Here is an 18,752-nt window from a genome sequence, read left to right on the forward strand (position 1 = left end):
CGCGGCACGAAGCGTGAAGACGTGGAACGTGGCCAAGTGTTGGCCAAGCCGGGTTCGATCACGCCGCACACGCACTTCACGGCTGAAGTGTATGTGTTGAGCAAGGACGAAGGCGGCCGTCACACGCCGTTCTTCAACAACTATCGCCCGCAGTTCTACTTCCGTACCACGGACGTGACGGGTTCGATCGAGTTGCCGAAGGACAAGGAAATGGTCATGCCGGGCGACAACGTGTCGATCACGGTGAAGTTGATCGCTCCGATCGCGATGGAAGAAGGTCTGCGCTTCGCTATCCGTGAAGGCGGTCGTACCGTCGGCGCTGGTGTCGTGGCCAAGGTTCTCGCGTAAATCGAGCAAAGCCAGAAATTGCTCGATGGTATGTAGTTTTCGGGGTTAGCGAAATTGCTGACCCCAAATGGTTTAGGGGTATAGCTCAACTGGCAGAGCGTCGGTCTCCAAAACCGAAGGTTGGGGGTTCGATTCCCTCTGCCCCTGCCACAATCTTGCGTCTCCGGGCGCTGCTTAAGGTGTTATGGCGAATCCTTCCGTCGAAACTGTAAATACTTCCGGCGACAAGTTGATGTTGACCGCGGGCGTATTGTTGGTCTTGGCCGGGTTCGTAGGTTTCTTCTGGCTAAGTGGCCAGGAGTGGTACGTTCGCGGCGCCGCGCTGGCTGTTGGCTTGATCGCGGGTGTTGCGGTCGGTCTTCTCTCCGCACCGGGAAAGGGTTTTATTGCCTTTGCCAAAGATTCGTACAAAGAAGTCCGCAAGGTGGTGTGGCCGACACGTAAGGAAGCCACGCAAACCACGCTGGTGGTCTTCGCATTTGTGCTGATCATGGCAATCTTCTTGTGGCTTAGCGATAAGTCGATTGAGTGGGTGATATTCTCGGTAATTCTGGGTTGGAGATGATATGAGCGAAGCACCAGCATCACCGAGCGGAAAACGTTGGTATGTCGTGCACGCCTACTCCGGTATGGAGAAGAGCGTGCAACGTGCGCTTCAAGAGCGCATCGACCGTGCTGGCATGCAGGATCAGTTTGGTCAAATCCTCGTCCCTACCGAAGAGGTGGTGGAAGTGAAGGGCGGTCACAAGTCGGTGACAGAGCGTCGTTTCTTTCCGGGGTATGTGCTCGTCGAAATGGAAATGACGGACGAAACGTGGCACCTGGTAAAAAATACTGCCAAGGTGACGGGTTTCGTTGGCGGGGCGCGCAATCGCCCGAGCCCGATCTCTCCGCGTGAAGTGGAAAAGATCATGTCGCAGATGCAGGAAGGCGTGGAAAAGCCGCGTCCGAAAACGCTCTTCGAAGTGGGCGAAATGGTTCGGGTCAAGGACGGCCCGTTCACGGACTTCAATGGGAACGTTGAGGAAGTGAACTACGAGAAGTCGCGCGTTCGCGTATCTGTCACTATTTTTGGACGCTCGACCCCGGTTGAACTGGAATTTGGTCAGGTCGAGAAGGTTTAAAAGCATTCGTTTTTCGCCGCGCTCGAAGTATTAACTTCGTAGCGCGGTTCGCGCTTACAGTCCGCGTTATGACTGTTGAGGAGCGTCAGTAGCCGTTTTGGCGAGCGCGCGTTATCACTCACCGAACGCTAACGCGTTCTGCAGAGGTTTTCAACATGGCAAAGAAAATCATCGGCTTTATCAAACTGCAGATTCCTGCAGGTAAAGCCAATCCGTCACCGCCGGTTGGTCCGGCACTGGGCCAGCGCGGCCTGAACATCATGGAGTTCTGCAAGGCGTTTAACGCGCAGACTCAAGCGATGGAGCCGGGTCTGCCGGTGCCGGTGGTTATTACGGCATTCGCGGACAAGAGCTTCACGTTCATCATGAAGACGCCGCCGGCTACCGTTCTGATCAAGAAGGCTGCAGGCATCGCGAAGGGTTCGCCGAAGCCGAACGCTGACAAGGTCGGCAACATCACGCGCGCTCAAGCTGAAGAAATCGCAAAGACCAAGATGCCTGACCTGACGGCAGCGAATTTGGACGCAGCGGTTCGTACGATCGCGGGCAGCGCCCGTTCGATGGGCATCACCGTGGAGGGCGTGTAAATGGCTAAGCTTTCTAAGCGTCTTCAAGCGTTCGCCGCTAAGGTCGATCGCATGAAGCTGTATCCCGTCGACGACGCTCTTTCGCTGGTTAAAGAATGTGCAAGCGCGAAGTTCGATGAATCCATCGACGTGGCTGTGCAACTCGGCATTGACGCGAAGAAGTCGGACCAGGTAGTTCGCGGTTCGGTCGTGTTGCCGGCAGGCACCGGCAAGTCGGTTCGCGTTGCTGTGTTTGCGCAAGGCGAAAAGGCTGAGCAGGCTCGTGCAGCTGGCGCAGAAATCGTTGGTATGGAAGACCTGGCTGAGCAAGTCAAGGCCGGTAACCTGAACTTCGACGTTGTGATCGCCTCGCCGGACACAATGCGCGTTGTCGGTACGCTCGGTCAGATTCTCGGCCCGCGCGGCCTCATGCCGAACCCGAAGGTCGGTACGGTTACGGCTGACGTTGCTCAAGCTGTTCGCAACGCAAAGGCTGGTCAAGTGCAGTTCCGCGTCGACAAGGGCGGGATTATCCACGCAACCATCGGCCGTGCTTCGTTTGAGCCGGCTTCGTTGCGCAAGAATCTGTCGGCACTGGTGGAAGCCCTTCAAAAGGCTAAGCCGGCGACCAGCAAGGGCGTGTATCTGCGCAAGATTGCATTGTCGAGCACCATGGGTGTCGGCGTGCGTGTAGATCACTCGACGCTCTCGCAGTAAAGAATCATGCGCAGGTTCGCGCGATCTCGCGTGAACCTGCGTGAAGGGCTTTGGGCGGTTGCGAGCTGAAGTTGGCGAGCAACCGGTTGTCAAAGACCGTTGGCGGAAGCGCAGCAATTGGGCGTGACCTTAATGTAAGCCAACGCAGATGGCGAACCCGGAACAGTTTTGGTGTGGTTGAAGTCGGTTGTCGCGTGCCGTGAGGTGCGCACCAGCTGGTCGAAATGCTCCTGACAGGTCGGACGCCGTTGTTGAACGCGATGCGCTAAGTTGGCGCATCGAATTTGGAGGTTTAACCGTGCCACTGAACAAAGAAGACAAGCAGGCAGTTGTCGCTGAAGTCGCCGCGCAAGTCGCGAAGGCTCAGACGATGGTGCTCGCTGAGTATCGTGGAATTGCGGTTGGCGATCTGACCAAGCTGCGCGCAAGGGCTCGCGAGCAACAAGTGTATCTTCGCGTGTTGAAAAACACGTTGGCGCGTCGCGCCGTGGAAGGTACGCCGTTCGCTGCGCTGGCCGAGCAGATGACTGGTCCTTTGATCTACGGCATCTCGGAAGATGCAATTGCTGCTGCCAAGGTTGTTAATGACTTCGGCAAAACCAATGACAAGTTGATCATCAAGGCCGGTTCCTACGAAGGCAACGTGATGGACAAGGCGGCTGTGCAAGCACTCGCCAACATCCCGAGCCGCGAAGAACTGCTCTCCAAGTTGTTGTACGTCATGCAAGCTCCTGTTGCCGGCTTCGCGCGCGCTCTGGCCGCGCTCGCTGCGCAAAAGGGTGGCGGCGCTGAAGCTCCGGCTGAAGCTGAGCCGGAAGTGGCTGCTTAACGTACTGCGCTTGGTTGCCTGGTTAGGCTTACAAGATCGCTGGCTGTATCCGAATTCAATTTAGGAGTATTTCAAATGGCAATCGCAAAAGATGACATCCTCGAAGCAGTAAGCTCGATGTCGGTTCTGGAATTGAACGAGCTGGTCAAGGCGTTCGAAGAGAAGTTTGGCGTGTCGGCTGCAGCTGTTGCTGTTGCAGGCCCTGCTGGTGCCGCTGCTGTTGTCGAAGAGCAGACCGAGTTCACGGTGAACCTGGTCGAAATCGGCGCAAACAAAGTGTCGGTGATTAAGGCTGTTCGCGAACTGACGGGTCTCGGCCTGAAGGAAGCGAAGGACCTGGTTGACGGTGCACCGAAGCCTGTTAAGGAAGCGGTACCGAAGGCTGCTGCTGAAGAAGCGAAGAAGAAGTTGGAAGAAGCAGGCGCGAAGGCTGAAATCAAGTAAGTTTCGCTGCGCTTTGCTAAGGCTGGCGGTCTATGACCGCCGGCCTTTTTCTGCTTTGTGGGAACAATGTTTTGAGTCGCCGGTTTCGGCAACAAGAACCTCATAGAAGCCAAAGAAAAACATCGGCTGGACAATTTTGCCGATTCTTTTCTTTGTCTTCTGAAGCGACTGCAGAAGGCAAGTTTGGTCGGGTAGCGGGCAACATAGGCATCCGCTGCCGTCAGCCAGCGGTTGGTAGCGGCCAACCACCAAGCTTCTAGGCTCGTTCGCCCCTCCCTGGGCGTATGACGAGTCTCAGTCGGTGAACACCGGGTCGTGTCATCGAGGTATCCCGCCTCGGCAACGCCCGCCGTGATTCGGAGATCGTATGCAATATTCCTTCACCGAGAAGAAGCGTATTCGCAAGAGTTTCGCGAAACGCCCCATCGTTCACCAGGTTCCCTTCCTGCTGGCAACCCAGCTTGAATCATTCAGCACATTTCTGCAAGCCGAGACCATCGGGACTCAGCGCAAGGCAGAAGGACTGCAAGCAGCTTTTTCATCGGTCTTCCCGATCGTTTCGCACAACGGCTTTGCGCGTCTCGAATTCGTGAGCTACATGCTCTCGCCGCCGGCATTCAACATCAAGGAATGCCAGCAGCGTGGCCTGACGTACTGTTCCGCCTTGCGCGCCAAGGTGCGCCTGGTGCTGCTCGACAAGGAATCGCCGAGCAAGCCGGTCGTCAAGGAAGTGAAGGAGCAGGAAGTCTACATGGGCGAAATGCCGCTCATGACGCCGACCGGCTCGTTCGTCATCAACGGTACGGAACGCGTGATCGTGTCCCAGTTGCACCGTTCGCCTGGCGTGTTCTTCGAACACGACAAGGGCAAGACGCACAGCTCGGGCAAGCTGCTTTTTTCAGCTCGGATCATCCCTTACCGTGGCTCATGGCTCGATTTCGAATTCGACCCGAAGGACGTGCTGTATTTCCGCGTCGATCGTCGCCGGAAAATGCCTGTGACTATCTTGCTGAAGGCCATCGGCCTGACGCCGGAACAGATCCTCGCTAACTTCTTCGTCTTCGATAACTTCGCCTTGATGGGCGAAGGCGCGCAAATGGAATTTGTGCCGGAGCGTCTGCGCGGTGAAGTCGCGCGCTTCGACATCCAGGATCGCGAAGGTGCGGTCATCGTCCAGAAGGACAAGCGGATCAACGCGAAGCACATTCGCGACCTCGAAGCGGCAAAGACGAAGTTCATCTCGGTACCGGAAGACTATTTGCTCGGCCGCGTGCTGGCGAAGAATGTGGTCGATGGCGAAACGGGTGAAGTGATCGCGAACGCCAACGACGAGATCACCGAAATGGTGCTCGAGAAGCTGCGCGAATCGAAGGTCAAGGACATCCAGACGCTCTACACGAACGATCTGGATCAAGGTCCGTACATTTCGTCGACGCTGCGTATCGACGAAACCGCTGACCGCATGGCTGCACGTATCGCGATCTATCGCATGATGCGTCCGGGCGAACCGCCGACGGAAGAAGCTGTCGAGGCGCTGTTCAACCGTCTGTTCTACAGCGAAGACGCATACGACCTGTCGAAGGTGGGTCGTATGAAGTTCAACCGTCGTGTGGGCCGTGACGAAATCACCGGCTTGATGACGCTGCAGGACGACGACATCCTCGCGACCATCAAGATTTTGGTCGAGCTGCGCAACGGCAAGGGCGAAGTCGATGACATCGATCACTTGGGCAATCGCCGTGTGCGTTGCGTGGGTGAGTTGGCTGAGAATCAGTTCCGCGCTGGCCTCGTGCGCGTGGAACGGGCTGTGAAGGAACGTCTGGGTCAGGCTGAAAGCGAAAACCTGATGCCGCACGACCTGATCAACTCGAAGCCGATTTCGTCAGCTATTCGTGAGTTCTTTGGTTCGTCGCAGTTGTCGCAGTTTATGGACCAGACGAATCCGCTGTCGGAAATCACCCACAAGCGCCGTGTTTCGGCTCTTGGACCGGGTGGTTTGACGCGTGAACGCGCAGGCTTTGAAGTCCGCGACGTGCACCCGACCCACTATGGCCGTGTGTGCCCGATTGAAACGCCGGAAGGTCCGAACATCGGGCTGATCAACTCGCTGGCGCTGTACGCGCACTTGAACGAATACGGTTTCCTCGAGACGCCGTATCGGAAAGTGGTCGACAGCAAGGTGACGGATCAGATCGATTATTTGTCGGCGATTGAAGAAGGCCGCTACGTGATCGCTCAGGCGAACGCGTCGTTGGGCGAAGGCGGCACGCTGACCGACGAACTGGTTTCGTCGCGTGAAGCGGGCGAAACGTTGATGGTCACGCCGGACCGTATTCAGTACATGGACGTGGCGCCGTCGCAGATCGTCTCCGTGGCTGCTTCGCTGATTCCGTTCCTTGAACACGATGACGCGAACCGCGCATTGATGGGCTCGAACATGCAGCGTCAGGCAGTTCCTTGCCTGCGTCCTGAAAAGGCTGTGGTCGGTACGGGTATTGAACGCACCGTGGCAGTCGACTCGGGTACGACGGTTCAGGCGGAACGCGGCGGTATCGTCGATTACGTCGATGCTGGCCGTATCGTGATTCGCGTGAACGACGATGAAGCGGTTGCAGGCGAAGTCGGTGTCGACATCTACAACCTGATCAAGTACACGCGTTCGAACCAGAACACGAACATCAACCAGCGTCCGATCGTGAAGGTCGGCGACCGTGTTGGCCGTGGCGACGTTGTGGCTGACGGCGCATCGACCGATCTGGGCGAGCTCGCGCTCGGCCAGAACATGCTGGTCGCGTTCATGCCGTGGAACGGCTACAACTTCGAAGATTCGATTTTGATCTCGGAGAAGGTCGTTGCTGAAGACCGTTACACGTCGATCCACATCGAAGAACTGAATGTGGTCGCACGCGACACGAAGCTCGGACCGGAAGAAATCACGCGCGACATCTCGAACCTGGCTGAAGTGCAACTCGGCCGTCTCGATGAGTCGGGCATTGTGTACATCGGTGCTGAAGTGGAAGCGGGCGACGTGCTGGTCGGCAAGGTCACGCCGAAGGGCGAAACCCAGCTGACGCCGGAAGAAAAGCTGCTGCGCGCGATCTTCGGTGAAAAGGCGTCGGACGTGAAGGACACGTCGCTGCGCGTGCCGTCGGGCATGAGCGGCACGGTGATCGACGTGCAGGTGTTCACGCGCGAAGGCATTACGCGTGACAAGCGTGCACAGCAGATTATCGATGACGAACTGAAGCGTTATCGTCTGGACTTGAACGACCAGTTGCGCATTGTGGAAGGCGACGCGTTCTCGCGTCTCGCCCGTATGCTCAACGGCAAGGTCGCGAACGGTGGTCCGAAGAAGCTGGCGAAGGGCACGAAGATCGACCTGCCGTACCTGGAAGATCTGGATCACTACCACTGGTTCGACATCCGCCTCGCGGACGAAGAAGCAGCGGCTCAGCTCGAAGCCATCAAGGACTCGATCGAACAGAAGCGTCACCAGTTCGACCTGGCGTTCGAAGAAAAGCGCAAGAAGTTGACGCAAGGCGACGAACTGCCGCCGGGCGTGTTGAAGATGGTCAAGGTGTACCTGGCTGTTAAGCGTCGTCTGCAACCGGGCGACAAGATGGCCGGCCGTCACGGTAACAAGGGTGTTGTGTCGAAGATCGTGCCGATCGAAGACATGCCGTACATGGCCGATGGCCGTCCGGCTGACGTCGTGCTGAATCCGCTCGGCGTGCCGTCACGGATGAACGTGGGTCAGATTCTCGAAGTGCATCTGGGTTGGGCTGCGAAGGGTCTGGGATGGCGTATCGGCGAAATGCTGCAGCGTCAGACCAAGATTGAAGAGCTGCGCATCTTCCTGAACAAGATCTACAACGAGTCAGGTCGTAAGGAAGAGCTGGAAAACTTCACCGACGACGAAATCGTCGAGCTGGCGAAGAACCTGCGCGAAGGTGTTCCTTTTGCAACGCCGGTGTTTGACGGCGCGACGGAAGGCGAAATGGAACGTGCGCTGGATCTGGCGTTCCCGGACGACATCGCGAAGCAGTTGGGCATGACGAAGTCGAAGAATCAGGTGCAGTTGAGCGACGGCCGCACGGGTGAACCGTTCGAACGGACGGTCACGGTGGGCTACATGCATTACCTGAAACTGCATCACTTGGTCGACGACAAGATGCACGCTCGTTCGACTGGACCGTACTCGCTCGTCACGCAGCAGCCGCTGGGTGGTAAGGCGCAATTTGGTGGCCAGCGTTTCGGTGAGATGGAAGTGTGGGCGCTCGAAGCATATGGCGCTTCGTATGTGCTGCAAGAAATGCTGACTGTTAAGTCGGATGACGTGGCCGGTCGTACCAAGGTGTATGAAAACCTGGTCAAGGGTGACCACGTGATCGACGCCGGCATGCCTGAGTCGTTCAATGTGTTGGTGAAGGAAATCCGGTCGCTCGGTATCGACATCGACCTGGACCGGAACTAATCGGACTACTGGAGAGACGCAATGAAAGCTCTGCTCGATCTATTCAAGCAAGTCCAACAACCTGAAGTTTTTGACGCGATCAAGATCGGTCTGGCCTCGCCGGACAAGATCCGGTCGTGGTCCTTCGGTGAAGTGAAGAAGCCTGAAACCATCAACTACCGGACGTTCAAGCCGGAACGCGATGGCCTGTTCTGCGCCAAGATCTTTGGCCCGATCAAGGACTACGAGTGCCTGTGCGGTAAGTACAAGCGCCTGAAGCACCGCGGTGTGATCTGCGAAAAATGCGGTGTTGAAGTGACGCTCGCCAAGGTGCGTCGCGAACGGATGGGTCACATTGAACTGGCCTCGCCGGTTGCGCACATCTGGTTTTTGAAGTCGCTGCCGTCGCGTCTGGGCATGGTGCTCGACATGACGCTGCGCGACATCGAACGCGTGCTGTATTTCGAAGCGTACGTGGTGATCGAACCGGGCATGACGCCGCTGAAAGCGCGGCAGATCATGACGGAAGAGGATTACTACAACAAGGTCGAAGAATACGGCGACGAATTCCGTGCCGAGATGGGCGCGGAAGGCGTGCGTGAACTGCTGCGCGCGATCAATATCGACGAACAGGTCGAAGTGCTGCGCACCGAACTCAAGAACACGGGTTCGGAAGCGAAGATCAAGAAGTACGCGAAGCGCCTGAAAGTGCTCGAGGCATTCCAACGTTCGGGCATCAAGCCGGACTGGATGGTGCTGGAAGTGCTGCCGGTGCTGCCGCCGGAACTGCGTCCGCTCGTGCCGCTCGACGGCGGCCGTTTCGCGACGTCGGACCTGAACGACTTGTATCGCCGCGTGATCAACCGTAACAACCGGTTGAAGCGTCTGCTCGAGTTGAAGGCGCCTGAAATCATCGTCCGTAACGAAAAGCGGATGCTGCAGGAAGCCGTCGATTCGCTGCTCGACAACGGTCGTCGCGGTAAGGCCATGACCGGCGCGAACAAGCGTCCGCTGAAGTCGCTCGCTGACATGATCAAGGGTAAGGGCGGTCGTTTCCGTCAGAACTTGCTCGGTAAGCGCGTTGACTATTCGGGTCGTTCGGTGATCGTGGTGGGCCCGACGCTCAAGCTGCATCAGTGCGGTCTGCCGAAGCTGATGGCGCTGGAATTGTTCAAGCCTTTCATCTTCAACAAGCTGGAAGTGATGGGTGTTGCTACCACCATCAAGGCTGCGAAGAAGGAAGTCGAGAACCAGACAGCCGTGGTGTGGGACATTTTGGAAGAAGTGATCCGCGAACATCCGGTGATGCTGAACCGCGCGCCTACCCTTCACCGTCTTGGCATTCAGGCTTTCGAGCCGGTGCTGATCGAAGGTAAGGCTATTCAGCTGCACCCGCTCGTTTGCGCGGCGTTCAACGCCGACTTCGACGGTGACCAGATGGCCGTTCACGTGCCGCTGTCGCTGGAAGCGCAGATGGAAGCGCGCACGCTGATGCTGGCGTCGAACAACGTCCTGTTCCCGGCCAACGGCGATCCGTCGATCGTGCCGTCGCAGGATATTGTGCTGGGTCTTTACTACGCATCGCGTGAAGCGGTGAATGGCAAGGGCGAAGGCATGACGTTCACGGGCGTGTCGGAAGCGATTCGCGCGTACGAAAACAAGGAAGTCGAGCTGGCGTCGCGGGTGAATGTCCGGATTACGGAAAACATTCACAACCCGGATCAAAGCGAAGGCGCACCGAAGTTCGTGCCGAAGATCACGCTGTACGCAACTACTGTTGGCCGTTCTATTCTTTCGGAAATTCTGCCGCCAGGACTGCCGTTCTCGGTGCTGAACCGTCCGCTGAAGAAGAAGGAAATTTCGCGCCTGATCAACACGGCATTCCGCAAGTGCGGTCTGCGCGAAACGGTGATCTTCGCCGACCAGCTGATGCAGATGGGTTTCCGTCTGGCTACGCGCGCCGGTATTTCGATTTGCGTCGACGACATGCTCGTGCCGCCGCAAAAAGAACAGATCGTCGGCGATGCAGCCAAGAAGGTGAAGGAATACGACCGTCAGTACATGTCGGGTCTTGTGACCTCGCAAGAGCGCTACAACAACGTGGTCGACATCTGGTCGGCAACGTCGGAAGCGGTCGGCAAGGCGATGATGGAGCAGTTGGCTACGGAACCCGTGGTCGACCGCGACGGTAATCAGACGAAGCAGGAATCGTTCAACTCGATCTACATGATGGCCGACTCGGGCGCTCGTGGATCCGCTGTTCAGATTCGTCAGCTGGCTGGTATGCGTGGCCTGATGGCGAAGCCGGACGGCTCGATCATCGAGACGCCTATCACGGCGAACTTCCGTGAAGGCCTGAACGTGTTGCAGTACTTCATCTCGACGCACGGTGCACGTAAAGGCCTGGCCGATACGGCGTTGAAGACGGCGAACTCGGGTTACCTGACGCGTCGTCTCGTTGACGTGACGCAGGACCTGGTCGTGGTCGAAGACGATTGCGGCACGACGAACGGCGTGGCGATGAAGGCGTTGGTTGAAGGCGGTGAAGTTGTCGAAGCCTTGCGTGACCGGATTCTCGGCCGCGTGACGGTGGCGGACGTCGTCAATCCGGAATCGCAGGAAACGCTGTACGAATCGGGCACGTTGCTCGACGAAGACATGGTCGACGAAATCGAACGCCTGGGTATCGACGAAGTGCGCGTGCGCACGCCGTTGACCTGCGAAACGCGTTACGGCCTGTGCGCTTCGTGCTATGGCCGCGACCTGGGTCGTGGCTCGCGCGTGAACGTCGGCGAAGCGGTGGGTGTTATCGCTGCTCAGTCGATCGGTGAGCCGGGCACGCAGCTGACCATGCGTACGTTCCACATCGGTGGCGCGGCGTCGCGTGCGGCTATCGCTTCGTCGGTGGAAGCGAAGTCGAACGGTACGGTGCGGTTCACGGCAACGATGCGTTACGTCACGAATGCGAAGGGCGAGCAGATCGTCATCTCGCGTTCGGGCGAGGCGATCATTGCCGACGACCTTGGTCGTGAACGCGAACGTCACAAGATCCCGTACGGCGCCACATTGCTGCAGCTGGACGGCGCGCAGATCAAGGCTGGTGCGCAACTGGCTCAATGGGATCCGTTGACGCGTCCGATCATCACCGAGTGGGGCGGTACGGTGAAGTTCGAAAACGTCGAAGAAGGCGTGACGGTTGCGAAGCAGATCGACGATGTGACGGGGCTTTCAACGCTCGTCGTGATCGACGTGAAGCGTCGCGGTTCGCAAGCGGCGAAGAGCGTTCGTCCGCAAGTGAAGCTGCTCGATGCGCAAGGCGAAGAAGTCAAGATCCCGAACACGGAGCATTCGGTGCAGATCGGCTTCCAGGTCGGCGCACTGATCACCGTGAAGGACGGTCAGCAAGTGCAGGTCGGTGAAGTGCTGGCACGTATCCCGGTTGAAGCGCAGAAGACGCGTGACATTACCGGTGGTCTGCCGCGTGTGGCTGAACTGTTCGAAGCGCGCTCGCCGAAGGACGCCGGCATTTTGGCGGAAGTCACGGGTACGACGTCGTTTGGTAAGGACACGAAGGGCAAGCAGCGTCTCGTTATTACCGACGTGGAAGGTGAACAGCATGAGTTCCTGATCACGAAGGAAAAGCAGGTGCTGGTGCACGATGGTCAGGTCGTCAACAAGGGCGAAATGATTGTCGATGGCCCGGCGGACCCGCACGACATTCTGCGTTTGCAGGGTATCGAAGCGCTGGCTCGCTACATCGTGGACGAAGTGCAGGACGTGTACCGTCTGCAGGGCGTGAAGATCAACGACAAGCACATCGAAGTGATCGTGCGTCAGATGTTGCGCCGCGTGCAGATCGTCGACAACGGCGACACGCGTTTCATCATGGGCGAACAAGTTGAGCGTTCGGACATGCTGGACGAGAACGACCGGATGGCCGCGGAAGACAAGATCCCCGCGACCTACGAGAACGTGCTGCTCGGTATTACGAAGGCATCGCTCTCGACCGATTCGTTCATCTCGGCAGCTTCGTTCCAGGAAACGACGCGCGTGTTGACCGAAGCGGCCATCATGGGCAAGCGCGACGATTTGCGCGGTCTGAAGGAAAACGTGATCGTCGGCCGGTTGATTCCGGCGGGGACGGGTCTCGCGTTCCACAAGGCACGCAAGAGCCGCGAGTTGTCGGATCGTCAACGTTTCGACCAGATTGCAGCGGAAGAATCGTTCGATTTCGGCACGCCCGAAGCCGCACCTGTCGCACCTGCAGAACAGCAGCATCCGGCGGAGTAAGTTCTGAAGTTCGGGCCTTTTACAGGGTCGAGCTTTAACAACTGATCTGCTAGTACGAGAAGCCGCCCGGGTTATACCGGGCGGCTTTTTTTTGCTCTATCGATTGGCTAACGTTGAGTCATGCGGCCGCCTTCGGGCCGCGTCGTTGGTAAAATCGGGGCACTCACGCTCTGGCGCACTCCGTCTTCTCCATGTCCCGTTCGCTCGAAATTCTCAAGGAAGTATTTGGCTACCCCGTTTTCCGGGGGCAGCAGGGCGATATCGTCGATCATGTGGCTGCCGGCGGGGATTCGCTTGTATTGATGCCGACGGGCGGCGGCAAGTCGCTTTGTTATCAGATTCCCGCCTTGTTGAGGCGTGAAGCCGGTTTCGGCGCTGGGATCGTCGTGTCGCCGTTGATCGCGTTGATGCAGGATCAGGTGGCGGCGTTGAGTGAAGTTGGCGTACGCGCCGCGTGCCTGAATTCGACGCTCACCGGCGCCGAAGCTGCTGCAACTGAAAGAGCGTTGCGCAACGGGGAAATCGACTTGCTGTATGTCGCCCCGGAACGCTTGATGACGCCCCGTTTCCTCGAGTTGATCGAGAGCGTGCGCATCGGCTTGTTTGCTATTGACGAAGCGCATTGCGTGTCGCAATGGGGGCACGATTTCCGGCCGGAATATATCCAGTTGTCGGTGCTGCATGAGCGGTTTCCATCGGTGCCGCGGATCGCATTGACGGCTACAGCGGACGCCATTACACGTGATGAAATCGTGCATCGCCTGGCTTTGGACGATGCGCGTATTTTCGTCTCCAGCTTCGACCGGCCGAACATCCGGTATCGGATCGTGGAGAAGGATAACGCGCGGGCGCAGTTGCTCGATTTCATCCGCGCCGAGCATACGAACCCCGACAAAACCACCGACGCCGGCGTGATCTATTGCCTGTCGCGACGCAAGGTTGAAGAGACTGCCGACTGGCTCAAGAGTCAAGGTGTGCGAGCGCTGCCTTATCACGCGGGCATGGAGTACGAAACGCGCCAGCGGCACCAGGAGATGTTCAAGCGCGAAGAGGGCGTCGTGATGTGCGCGACGATTGCTTTCGGCATGGGTATTGATAAACCGGACGTGCGATTCGTGGCGCATCTGGATTTGCCCAAGAGCGTGGAAGGCTATTACCAGGAAACCGGGCGCGCGGGCCGTGACGGCATGCCGGCGAACGCGTGGATGGCGTACGGCCTCGGCGACGTGGTGCAGCAGCGCAAGATGATTGACGAATCCGACGCGGACGATACCCACAAACGCGTGCAGGGCGGCAAGCTCGATGCGCTGCTGGGGCTCTGCGAAGCGGCTTCATGCCGACGCGTGCGTCTGCTTGGCTACTTTGGAGAGGCCAGTGAGCCCTGCGGTAATTGCGATACCTGCCTCGAGCCGCCTGAATCGTGGGACGCCACTCGTGAAGCACAGATGGCCCTTTCGTGCGTGTACCGCGCATATAAGGCCAGTGGTTTCCATTTCGGCGCTGGCCATCTGATCGATATCCTGCGCGGCAGCCGCTCTGAGAAATTACTTCAGCGCGGTCACGAAAAATTGTCCACGTTCGGACTTGGCGCGGCGCTCTCGGAGCAGGAGTGGCGCGCGGTGTTTCGCCAATTGGTGGCGTTTGGCTATCTGGCTGTCGACCATGACGGTTTCGGTGCACTGATCCTCACCGAGGCAAGTAAAGCGGTGCTCAAGGGTGAGCAAAACGTGACGTTGCGAAAGTACGTCAAGCCAACGCGTACGCGTCAGTCTTCCAGCCGAACAGGCGAACGCGCCGATCCGACGGCGGGCATGTCGCCACGTATCAAAGCACGCTGGGAACGGCTGCGGGCGTGGCGCGCCAGCATGGCGAAAAGCGACGGCGTGCCGGCGTACGTTATCTTCCACGACGCGACGCTTGCAGAGATCGCGCGCAATGAGCCGGATTCCATTGAGGATCTCAGCCAGATTCCGGGCATCGGCGCGCGCAAACTCGAGCGTTTCGGTGACGAATTACTTGAAGTGGTAGGGGCAAATTAGGTTCTGCTGCTCATCACAGGCCAGTTTGATACCCAAGCTGTTGACCGCATTGGGAATTTCAGATTATGATGCTAGGTTCTCGTTCTTGGATCTGCTAAGAGGGGTTTCCTCGCGGGCATGAGCAAGAATCAGAGTGTTCGATGCGCAGTCCGTTTTGCTTTGCCCGAAACGGGGGGCGTCGATTTTGATCAATTTAGGAATAGACAATGCCAACCATCAATCAATTGGTTCGCAAAGGCCGCGCTTCAGAAACAGTGAAGAGCAAGTCGCCGGCTTTGCAGGACTGCCCGCAGCGTCGCGGCGTGTGCACTCGCGTGTACACGACGACGCCGAAGAAGCCGAATTCGGCACTTCGTAAAGTTGCAAAAGTTCGTCTGACGAACGGTTTCGAAGTCATTTCGTACATCGGTGGTGAAGGCCACAACCTGCAGGAACACTCGGTCGTGCTGATTCGCGGCGGTCGTGTGAAAGACTTGCCGGGTGTGCGTTATCACATGGTTCGCGGCTCGCTGGATACCCAGGGCGTCAAGGATCGTAAGCAAGCTCGCTCGAAGTATGGTGCGAAGCGCGCTAAGGCCAAGTAAATTCTCGCTGGCTGAGCAATACATGAGTCGTACAGGTTGCCCTTAATGGGGCGTTCAAGCGGTGGTGCCGGAAGTGCCGGTGCTGTCGAGTAAGTGGTCACCCGGCCAAGCTGGTTAGTCAGGACAGTGCGCACCAAATGCGCGTTTAGATGGATCGGGTTTGTTGGTGACCGCGGGGCTGAAATGGCTCCAACTGAAAAATCAAAGGAAGAAACATGCCGCGTCGTCGCGAAATCCCCAAACGGGACATTTTGCCGGATCCGAAATTCGGCAACGTAGATGTAGCCAAGTTCATGAACGTGATCATGCTGTCGGGCAAGAAGTCGGTTGCCGAGCGTATCGTTTATGGTGCTTTTGAACAGATCCAGACCAAGGGTGGCAAGGACCCGCTGGAAGTGTTCACGGGTGCGCTCAACAACGTGAAGCCGGTGGTGGAAGTGAAGAGCCGTCGCGTTGGTGGTGCGAACTATCAAGTTCCAGTCGAAGTGCGTCCGTCGCGTCGTATGGCATTGGCGATGCGTTGGTTGCGCGAAGCTGCGAAGAAGCGCAGCGAGAAGTCGATGGCTCTGCGTCTCGCAGGTGAGCTTTCGGAAGCCGCGGAAGGCCGTGGCGGCGCGATGAAGAAGCGCGACGAAGTTCACCGGATGGCAGAAGCCAATAAGGCGTTCTCGCACTTCCGCTTCTAAGGCTGTTTTTAGGCCTCCCGACCTGGGACGAACGGAAAAACCTCCGGGCGGGTGCGCTTACCAAGCGCCTCGCCCGTTTGTGTTAGGGCGCGACTGGCATGTGTCGGTCGCGTCGACCCAATTAAGGATTCAAAGTGGCTCGCAAGACACCTATCGAGCGCTACCGTAATATCGGTATTAGCGCTCACATCGACGCCGGCAAAACGACGACGACCGAGCGCATCCTGTTTTACACAGGCGTGAACCACAAAATCGGTGAAGTTCACGACGGCGCGGCAACGATGGACTGGATGGAGCAGGAGCAGGAGCGCGGCATCACCATCACGTCGGCAGCAACGACGGCCTTCTGGAAAGGCATGGCTGGCGACCGCCCCGAGCACCGCATCAACATCATCGACACCCCGGGACACGTCGACTTCACCATTGAAGTTGAGCGTTCCATGCGTGTGCTCGACGGTGCATGCATGGTTTATTGCGCTGTGGGTGGCGTTCAGCCCCAGTCGGAAACCGTGTGGCGCCAGGCCAACAAGTACAAGGTTCCCCGTCTCGCGTTCATCAACAAGATGGACCGTACCGGCGCGAACTTCTTCAAGGTCTATGACCAGCTCAAGCTGCGTTTGAAGGCAAACCCGGTTCCTATCGTGGTGCCAATTGGCGCAGAAGACACGTTCACGGGCGTGGTTGACCTGATCAAGATGAAGGCGATCATTTGGGATGAAGCGTCCCAGGGCATCAAGTTCTCGTACGAAGAAGTCCCGGCTGAGCTGCTGGATACGTGCGTTGAATGGCGTGAAAAGATGGTGGAAGCTGCGGCCGAAGCCAACGAAGAAATGATGAACAAGTACCTCGAAACGGGCGAATTGTCCGAAGAGGAAATTGTGAAGGGTCTTCGCGATCGTACGATTGCTTGCGAAATCCAGCCGATGTTGTGCGGCACCGCGTTCAAGAACAAGGGCGTGCAACGCATGTTGGATGCTGTGCTCGACTTCCTGCCGTCGCCTATCGACATTCCGCCGGTTTTGGGCGAACTTGAAGACGGCGCGCGCGAAGAGCGTCGTGCAGCTGACGACGAAAAGTTCTCGGCACTCGCGTTCAAGATCATGACCGACCCGTTTGTCGGCCAGTTGATCTTCTTCCGCGTGTACTCGGGTACGACCAAGTCGGGCGAAACGCTGCTGAACGCGACCAAGGACAAGAAAGAACGTCTCGGCCGTATTCTGCTGATGCACGCAAACCAGCGCGAAGAAATCAAGGAAGTGCACGCGGGCGACATCGCCGCTGCGGTTGGCTTGAAAGACGCAACCACGGGCGACACGCTGTGCGATCCGGCACATCCGATCGTTCTGGAACGCATGATTTTCCCCGAGCCGGTGATTTCGCAGGCAGTGGAGCCGAAGACGAAACCTGACCAGGAAAAGATGGGTCTCGCGCTCAACCGCCTGGCTCAGGAAGACCCGTCGTTCCGCGTTCAGACCGATGAAGAGTCGGGCCAGACCATCATTTCGGGTATGGGCGAGCTGCACCTGGAAATCCTGGTTGACCGCATGCGTCGTGAGTTCGGCGTTGAAGCAACCGTTGGCAAGCCGCAAGTTGCGTATCGTGAAACGATCCGTGGCAAGGCGGAAGACGTTGACGGCAAGTTCGTCAAGCAGTCGGGCGGGCGCGGCCAGTATGGCCACGTTGTCATTACGCTTGAGCCGAATGAGCAGGGCAAAGGCTACGAGTTCCTGGACGAGATCAAGGGCGGCGTGATTCCGCGCGAATACATCCCGGCTGTGGACAAGGGCATTATTGAAACGCTGAAGGCTGGCGTGCTGGCAGGCTTCCCGGTGGTGGACGTCAAGGTTCACCTGACGTTCGGTTCGTACCACGACGTTGACTCGAACGAAAATGCATTCCGCATGGCCGGTTCGATGGCGTTCAAGGATGCAATGCGCAAGGCAAGCCCGGTCATCCTCGAACCTATGATGGCTGTGGAAGTCGAAACGCCGGAAGACTACATGGGCAACGTGATGGGCGACTTGTCGAGCCGTCGCGGTATCGTCCAGGGCATGGAAGACATGATTGGCGGCGGCAAGATCGTGCGCGCTGAAGTTCCGCTGTCGGAAATGTTCGGCTACTCGACGTCGCTGCGTTCGGCGACGCAAGGTCGCGCTACGTACACGATGGAATTCAAGCACTATGCTGAAGCTCCGCGAAACGTGGCAGAAGCGATCATCAACGCGAAATCCAAGTAATTCGGTAAGCCAAAAGTCTTTAACCGATCAACAAATTTGAAAGAAGGTAATCATGGCAAAAGGTAAATTCGAACGGACCAAGCCGCACGTCAACGTAGGCACGATTGGTCACGTCGACCATGGCAAGACCACGCTAACGGCAGCAATCGCGACGGTGTTGTCGAAGAAGTTTGGCGGCGAAGCAAAGGCGTATGACCAGATCGATGCGGCGCCGGAAGAGAAGGCACGTGGCATTACGATCAACACGGCACACGTCGAGTACGAAACGGCGAATCGCCATTACGCACACGTTGACTGCCCGGGCCACGCTGACTATGTGAAGAACATGATCACGGGCGCAGCGCAGATGGACGGCGCGATCCTGGTGTGTTCGGCCGCAGACGGTCCGATGCCGCAAACGCGTGAGCACATTCTGTTGGCTCGCCAGGTTGGCGT

At 57.8% G+C, this 18,752-nt stretch carries 13 protein-coding genes, 1 tRNA gene and 1 pseudogene; all 15 read left to right on the forward strand.

The window, feature by feature from the left end; all coding sequences use genetic code 11:
• A pseudogene (gene tuf, locus BSU04_RS45005) lies at window positions 1–348 on the forward strand (elongation factor Tu); the annotation flags it as partial.
• Window positions 349–422: 74 nt separating this feature from the next.
• Window positions 423–498: transfer RNA gene (locus BSU04_RS45010), tRNA-Trp, on the forward strand.
• A 34-nt stretch (window positions 499–532) separates the two neighbouring features.
• Complete coding sequence (secE, locus tag BSU04_RS45015) at window positions 533–913, forward strand: preprotein translocase subunit SecE (protein ID WP_047845327.1); 381 nt, start codon at window positions 533–535, stop codon at window positions 911–913.
• Window position 914: 1 nt separating this feature from the next.
• A complete protein-coding gene (gene nusG, locus BSU04_RS45020; protein ID WP_031361596.1) occupies window positions 915–1,472 on the forward strand; it encodes a transcription termination/antitermination protein NusG in 558 nt (185 codons plus the stop codon).
• A gap of 155 nt (window positions 1,473–1,627) precedes the next feature.
• Window positions 1,628–2,059, forward strand: a complete 432-nt coding sequence (gene rplK / locus BSU04_RS45025; RefSeq protein WP_031361595.1) for a 50S ribosomal protein L11 — start codon at window positions 1,628–1,630, stop codon at window positions 2,057–2,059.
• Entirely contained in the window at window positions 2,060–2,755 is a 696-nt protein-coding gene (gene rplA / locus BSU04_RS45030; RefSeq protein ID WP_089166626.1) for a 50S ribosomal protein L1, read from the forward strand.
• A gap of 298 nt (window positions 2,756–3,053) precedes the next feature.
• Window positions 3,054–3,584, forward strand: a complete 531-nt coding sequence (gene rplJ / locus BSU04_RS45035; protein WP_051888606.1) for a 50S ribosomal protein L10 — start codon at window positions 3,054–3,056, stop codon at window positions 3,582–3,584.
• 75 nt (window positions 3,585–3,659) lie between these two features.
• Entirely contained in the window at window positions 3,660–4,028 is a 369-nt protein-coding gene (gene rplL / locus BSU04_RS45040) for a 50S ribosomal protein L7/L12 (RefSeq protein WP_031361592.1), read from the forward strand.
• Between the two features lie 367 nt (window positions 4,029–4,395).
• The gene (gene rpoB, locus BSU04_RS45045) at window positions 4,396–8,502 is read left to right on the forward strand and encodes a DNA-directed RNA polymerase subunit beta (RefSeq protein ID WP_089166627.1); all 4,107 of its coding nucleotides are present in this window, start codon (window positions 4,396–4,398) and stop codon (window positions 8,500–8,502) included.
• 21 nt (window positions 8,503–8,523) lie between these two features.
• Window positions 8,524–12,771 carry a DNA-directed RNA polymerase subunit beta' gene (gene rpoC / locus BSU04_RS45050; protein WP_089166628.1) on the forward strand — a complete coding sequence of 1,416 codons (4,248 nt, stop codon included), beginning with the start codon at window positions 8,524–8,526 and terminating at the stop codon, window positions 12,769–12,771.
• Between the two features lie 191 nt (window positions 12,772–12,962).
• Entirely contained in the window at window positions 12,963–14,810 is a 1,848-nt protein-coding gene (recQ, locus tag BSU04_RS45055; protein ID WP_089166629.1) for a DNA helicase RecQ, read from the forward strand.
• A gap of 206 nt (window positions 14,811–15,016) precedes the next feature.
• On the forward strand, window positions 15,017–15,394 hold the full coding sequence (rpsL, locus tag BSU04_RS45060) for a 30S ribosomal protein S12 (RefSeq protein WP_031361588.1): 378 nt from the start codon (window positions 15,017–15,019) through the stop codon (window positions 15,392–15,394).
• 215 nt (window positions 15,395–15,609) lie between these two features.
• Window positions 15,610–16,080: a 30S ribosomal protein S7 gene (gene rpsG / locus BSU04_RS45065; RefSeq protein ID WP_089166630.1), complete on the forward strand. Its 471-nt coding sequence runs from the start codon at window positions 15,610–15,612 to the stop codon at window positions 16,078–16,080.
• 134 nt (window positions 16,081–16,214) lie between these two features.
• Window positions 16,215–18,317 carry an elongation factor G gene (gene fusA / locus BSU04_RS45070; RefSeq protein WP_089166631.1) on the forward strand — a complete coding sequence of 701 codons (2,103 nt, stop codon included), beginning with the start codon at window positions 16,215–16,217 and terminating at the stop codon, window positions 18,315–18,317.
• Between the two features lie 52 nt (window positions 18,318–18,369).
• Window positions 18,370–18,752 (forward strand): GTP-binding protein (locus BSU04_RS45075; RefSeq protein ID WP_179258649.1); only part of this gene is annotated, 383 nt, incomplete at its 3' end.

Origin of the sequence: Caballeronia sordidicola, from assembly GCF_002220365.1 — a bacterium.
Lineage (GTDB): Bacteria > Pseudomonadota > Gammaproteobacteria > Burkholderiales > Burkholderiaceae > Caballeronia > Caballeronia sordidicola_C.

What these genes read in the sequence shown, in the direction of transcription:
- secE (WP_047845327.1), top strand. Translation starts at nt 533, where the DNA reads ATGGCGAATCCTTCCGTCGAAACTGTAAATACTTCCGGCGACAAGTTG.
- nusG (WP_031361596.1), top strand. Translation starts at nt 915, where the DNA reads ATGAGCGAAGCACCAGCATCACCGAGCGGAAAACGTTGGTATGTCGTG.
- rplK (WP_031361595.1), top strand. Translation starts at nt 1,628, where the DNA reads ATGGCAAAGAAAATCATCGGCTTTATCAAACTGCAGATTCCTGCAGGT.
- rplA (WP_089166626.1), top strand. Translation starts at nt 2,060, where the DNA reads ATGGCTAAGCTTTCTAAGCGTCTTCAAGCGTTCGCCGCTAAGGTCGAT.
- rplL (WP_031361592.1), top strand. Translation starts at nt 3,660, where the DNA reads ATGGCAATCGCAAAAGATGACATCCTCGAAGCAGTAAGCTCGATGTCG.
- rpoB (WP_089166627.1), top strand. Translation starts at nt 4,396, where the DNA reads ATGCAATATTCCTTCACCGAGAAGAAGCGTATTCGCAAGAGTTTCGCG.
- rpoC (WP_089166628.1), top strand. Translation starts at nt 8,524, where the DNA reads ATGAAAGCTCTGCTCGATCTATTCAAGCAAGTCCAACAACCTGAAGTT.
- recQ (WP_089166629.1), top strand. Translation starts at nt 12,963, where the DNA reads ATGTCCCGTTCGCTCGAAATTCTCAAGGAAGTATTTGGCTACCCCGTT.
- rpsL (WP_031361588.1), top strand. Translation starts at nt 15,017, where the DNA reads ATGCCAACCATCAATCAATTGGTTCGCAAAGGCCGCGCTTCAGAAACA.
- rpsG (WP_089166630.1), top strand. Translation starts at nt 15,610, where the DNA reads ATGCCGCGTCGTCGCGAAATCCCCAAACGGGACATTTTGCCGGATCCG.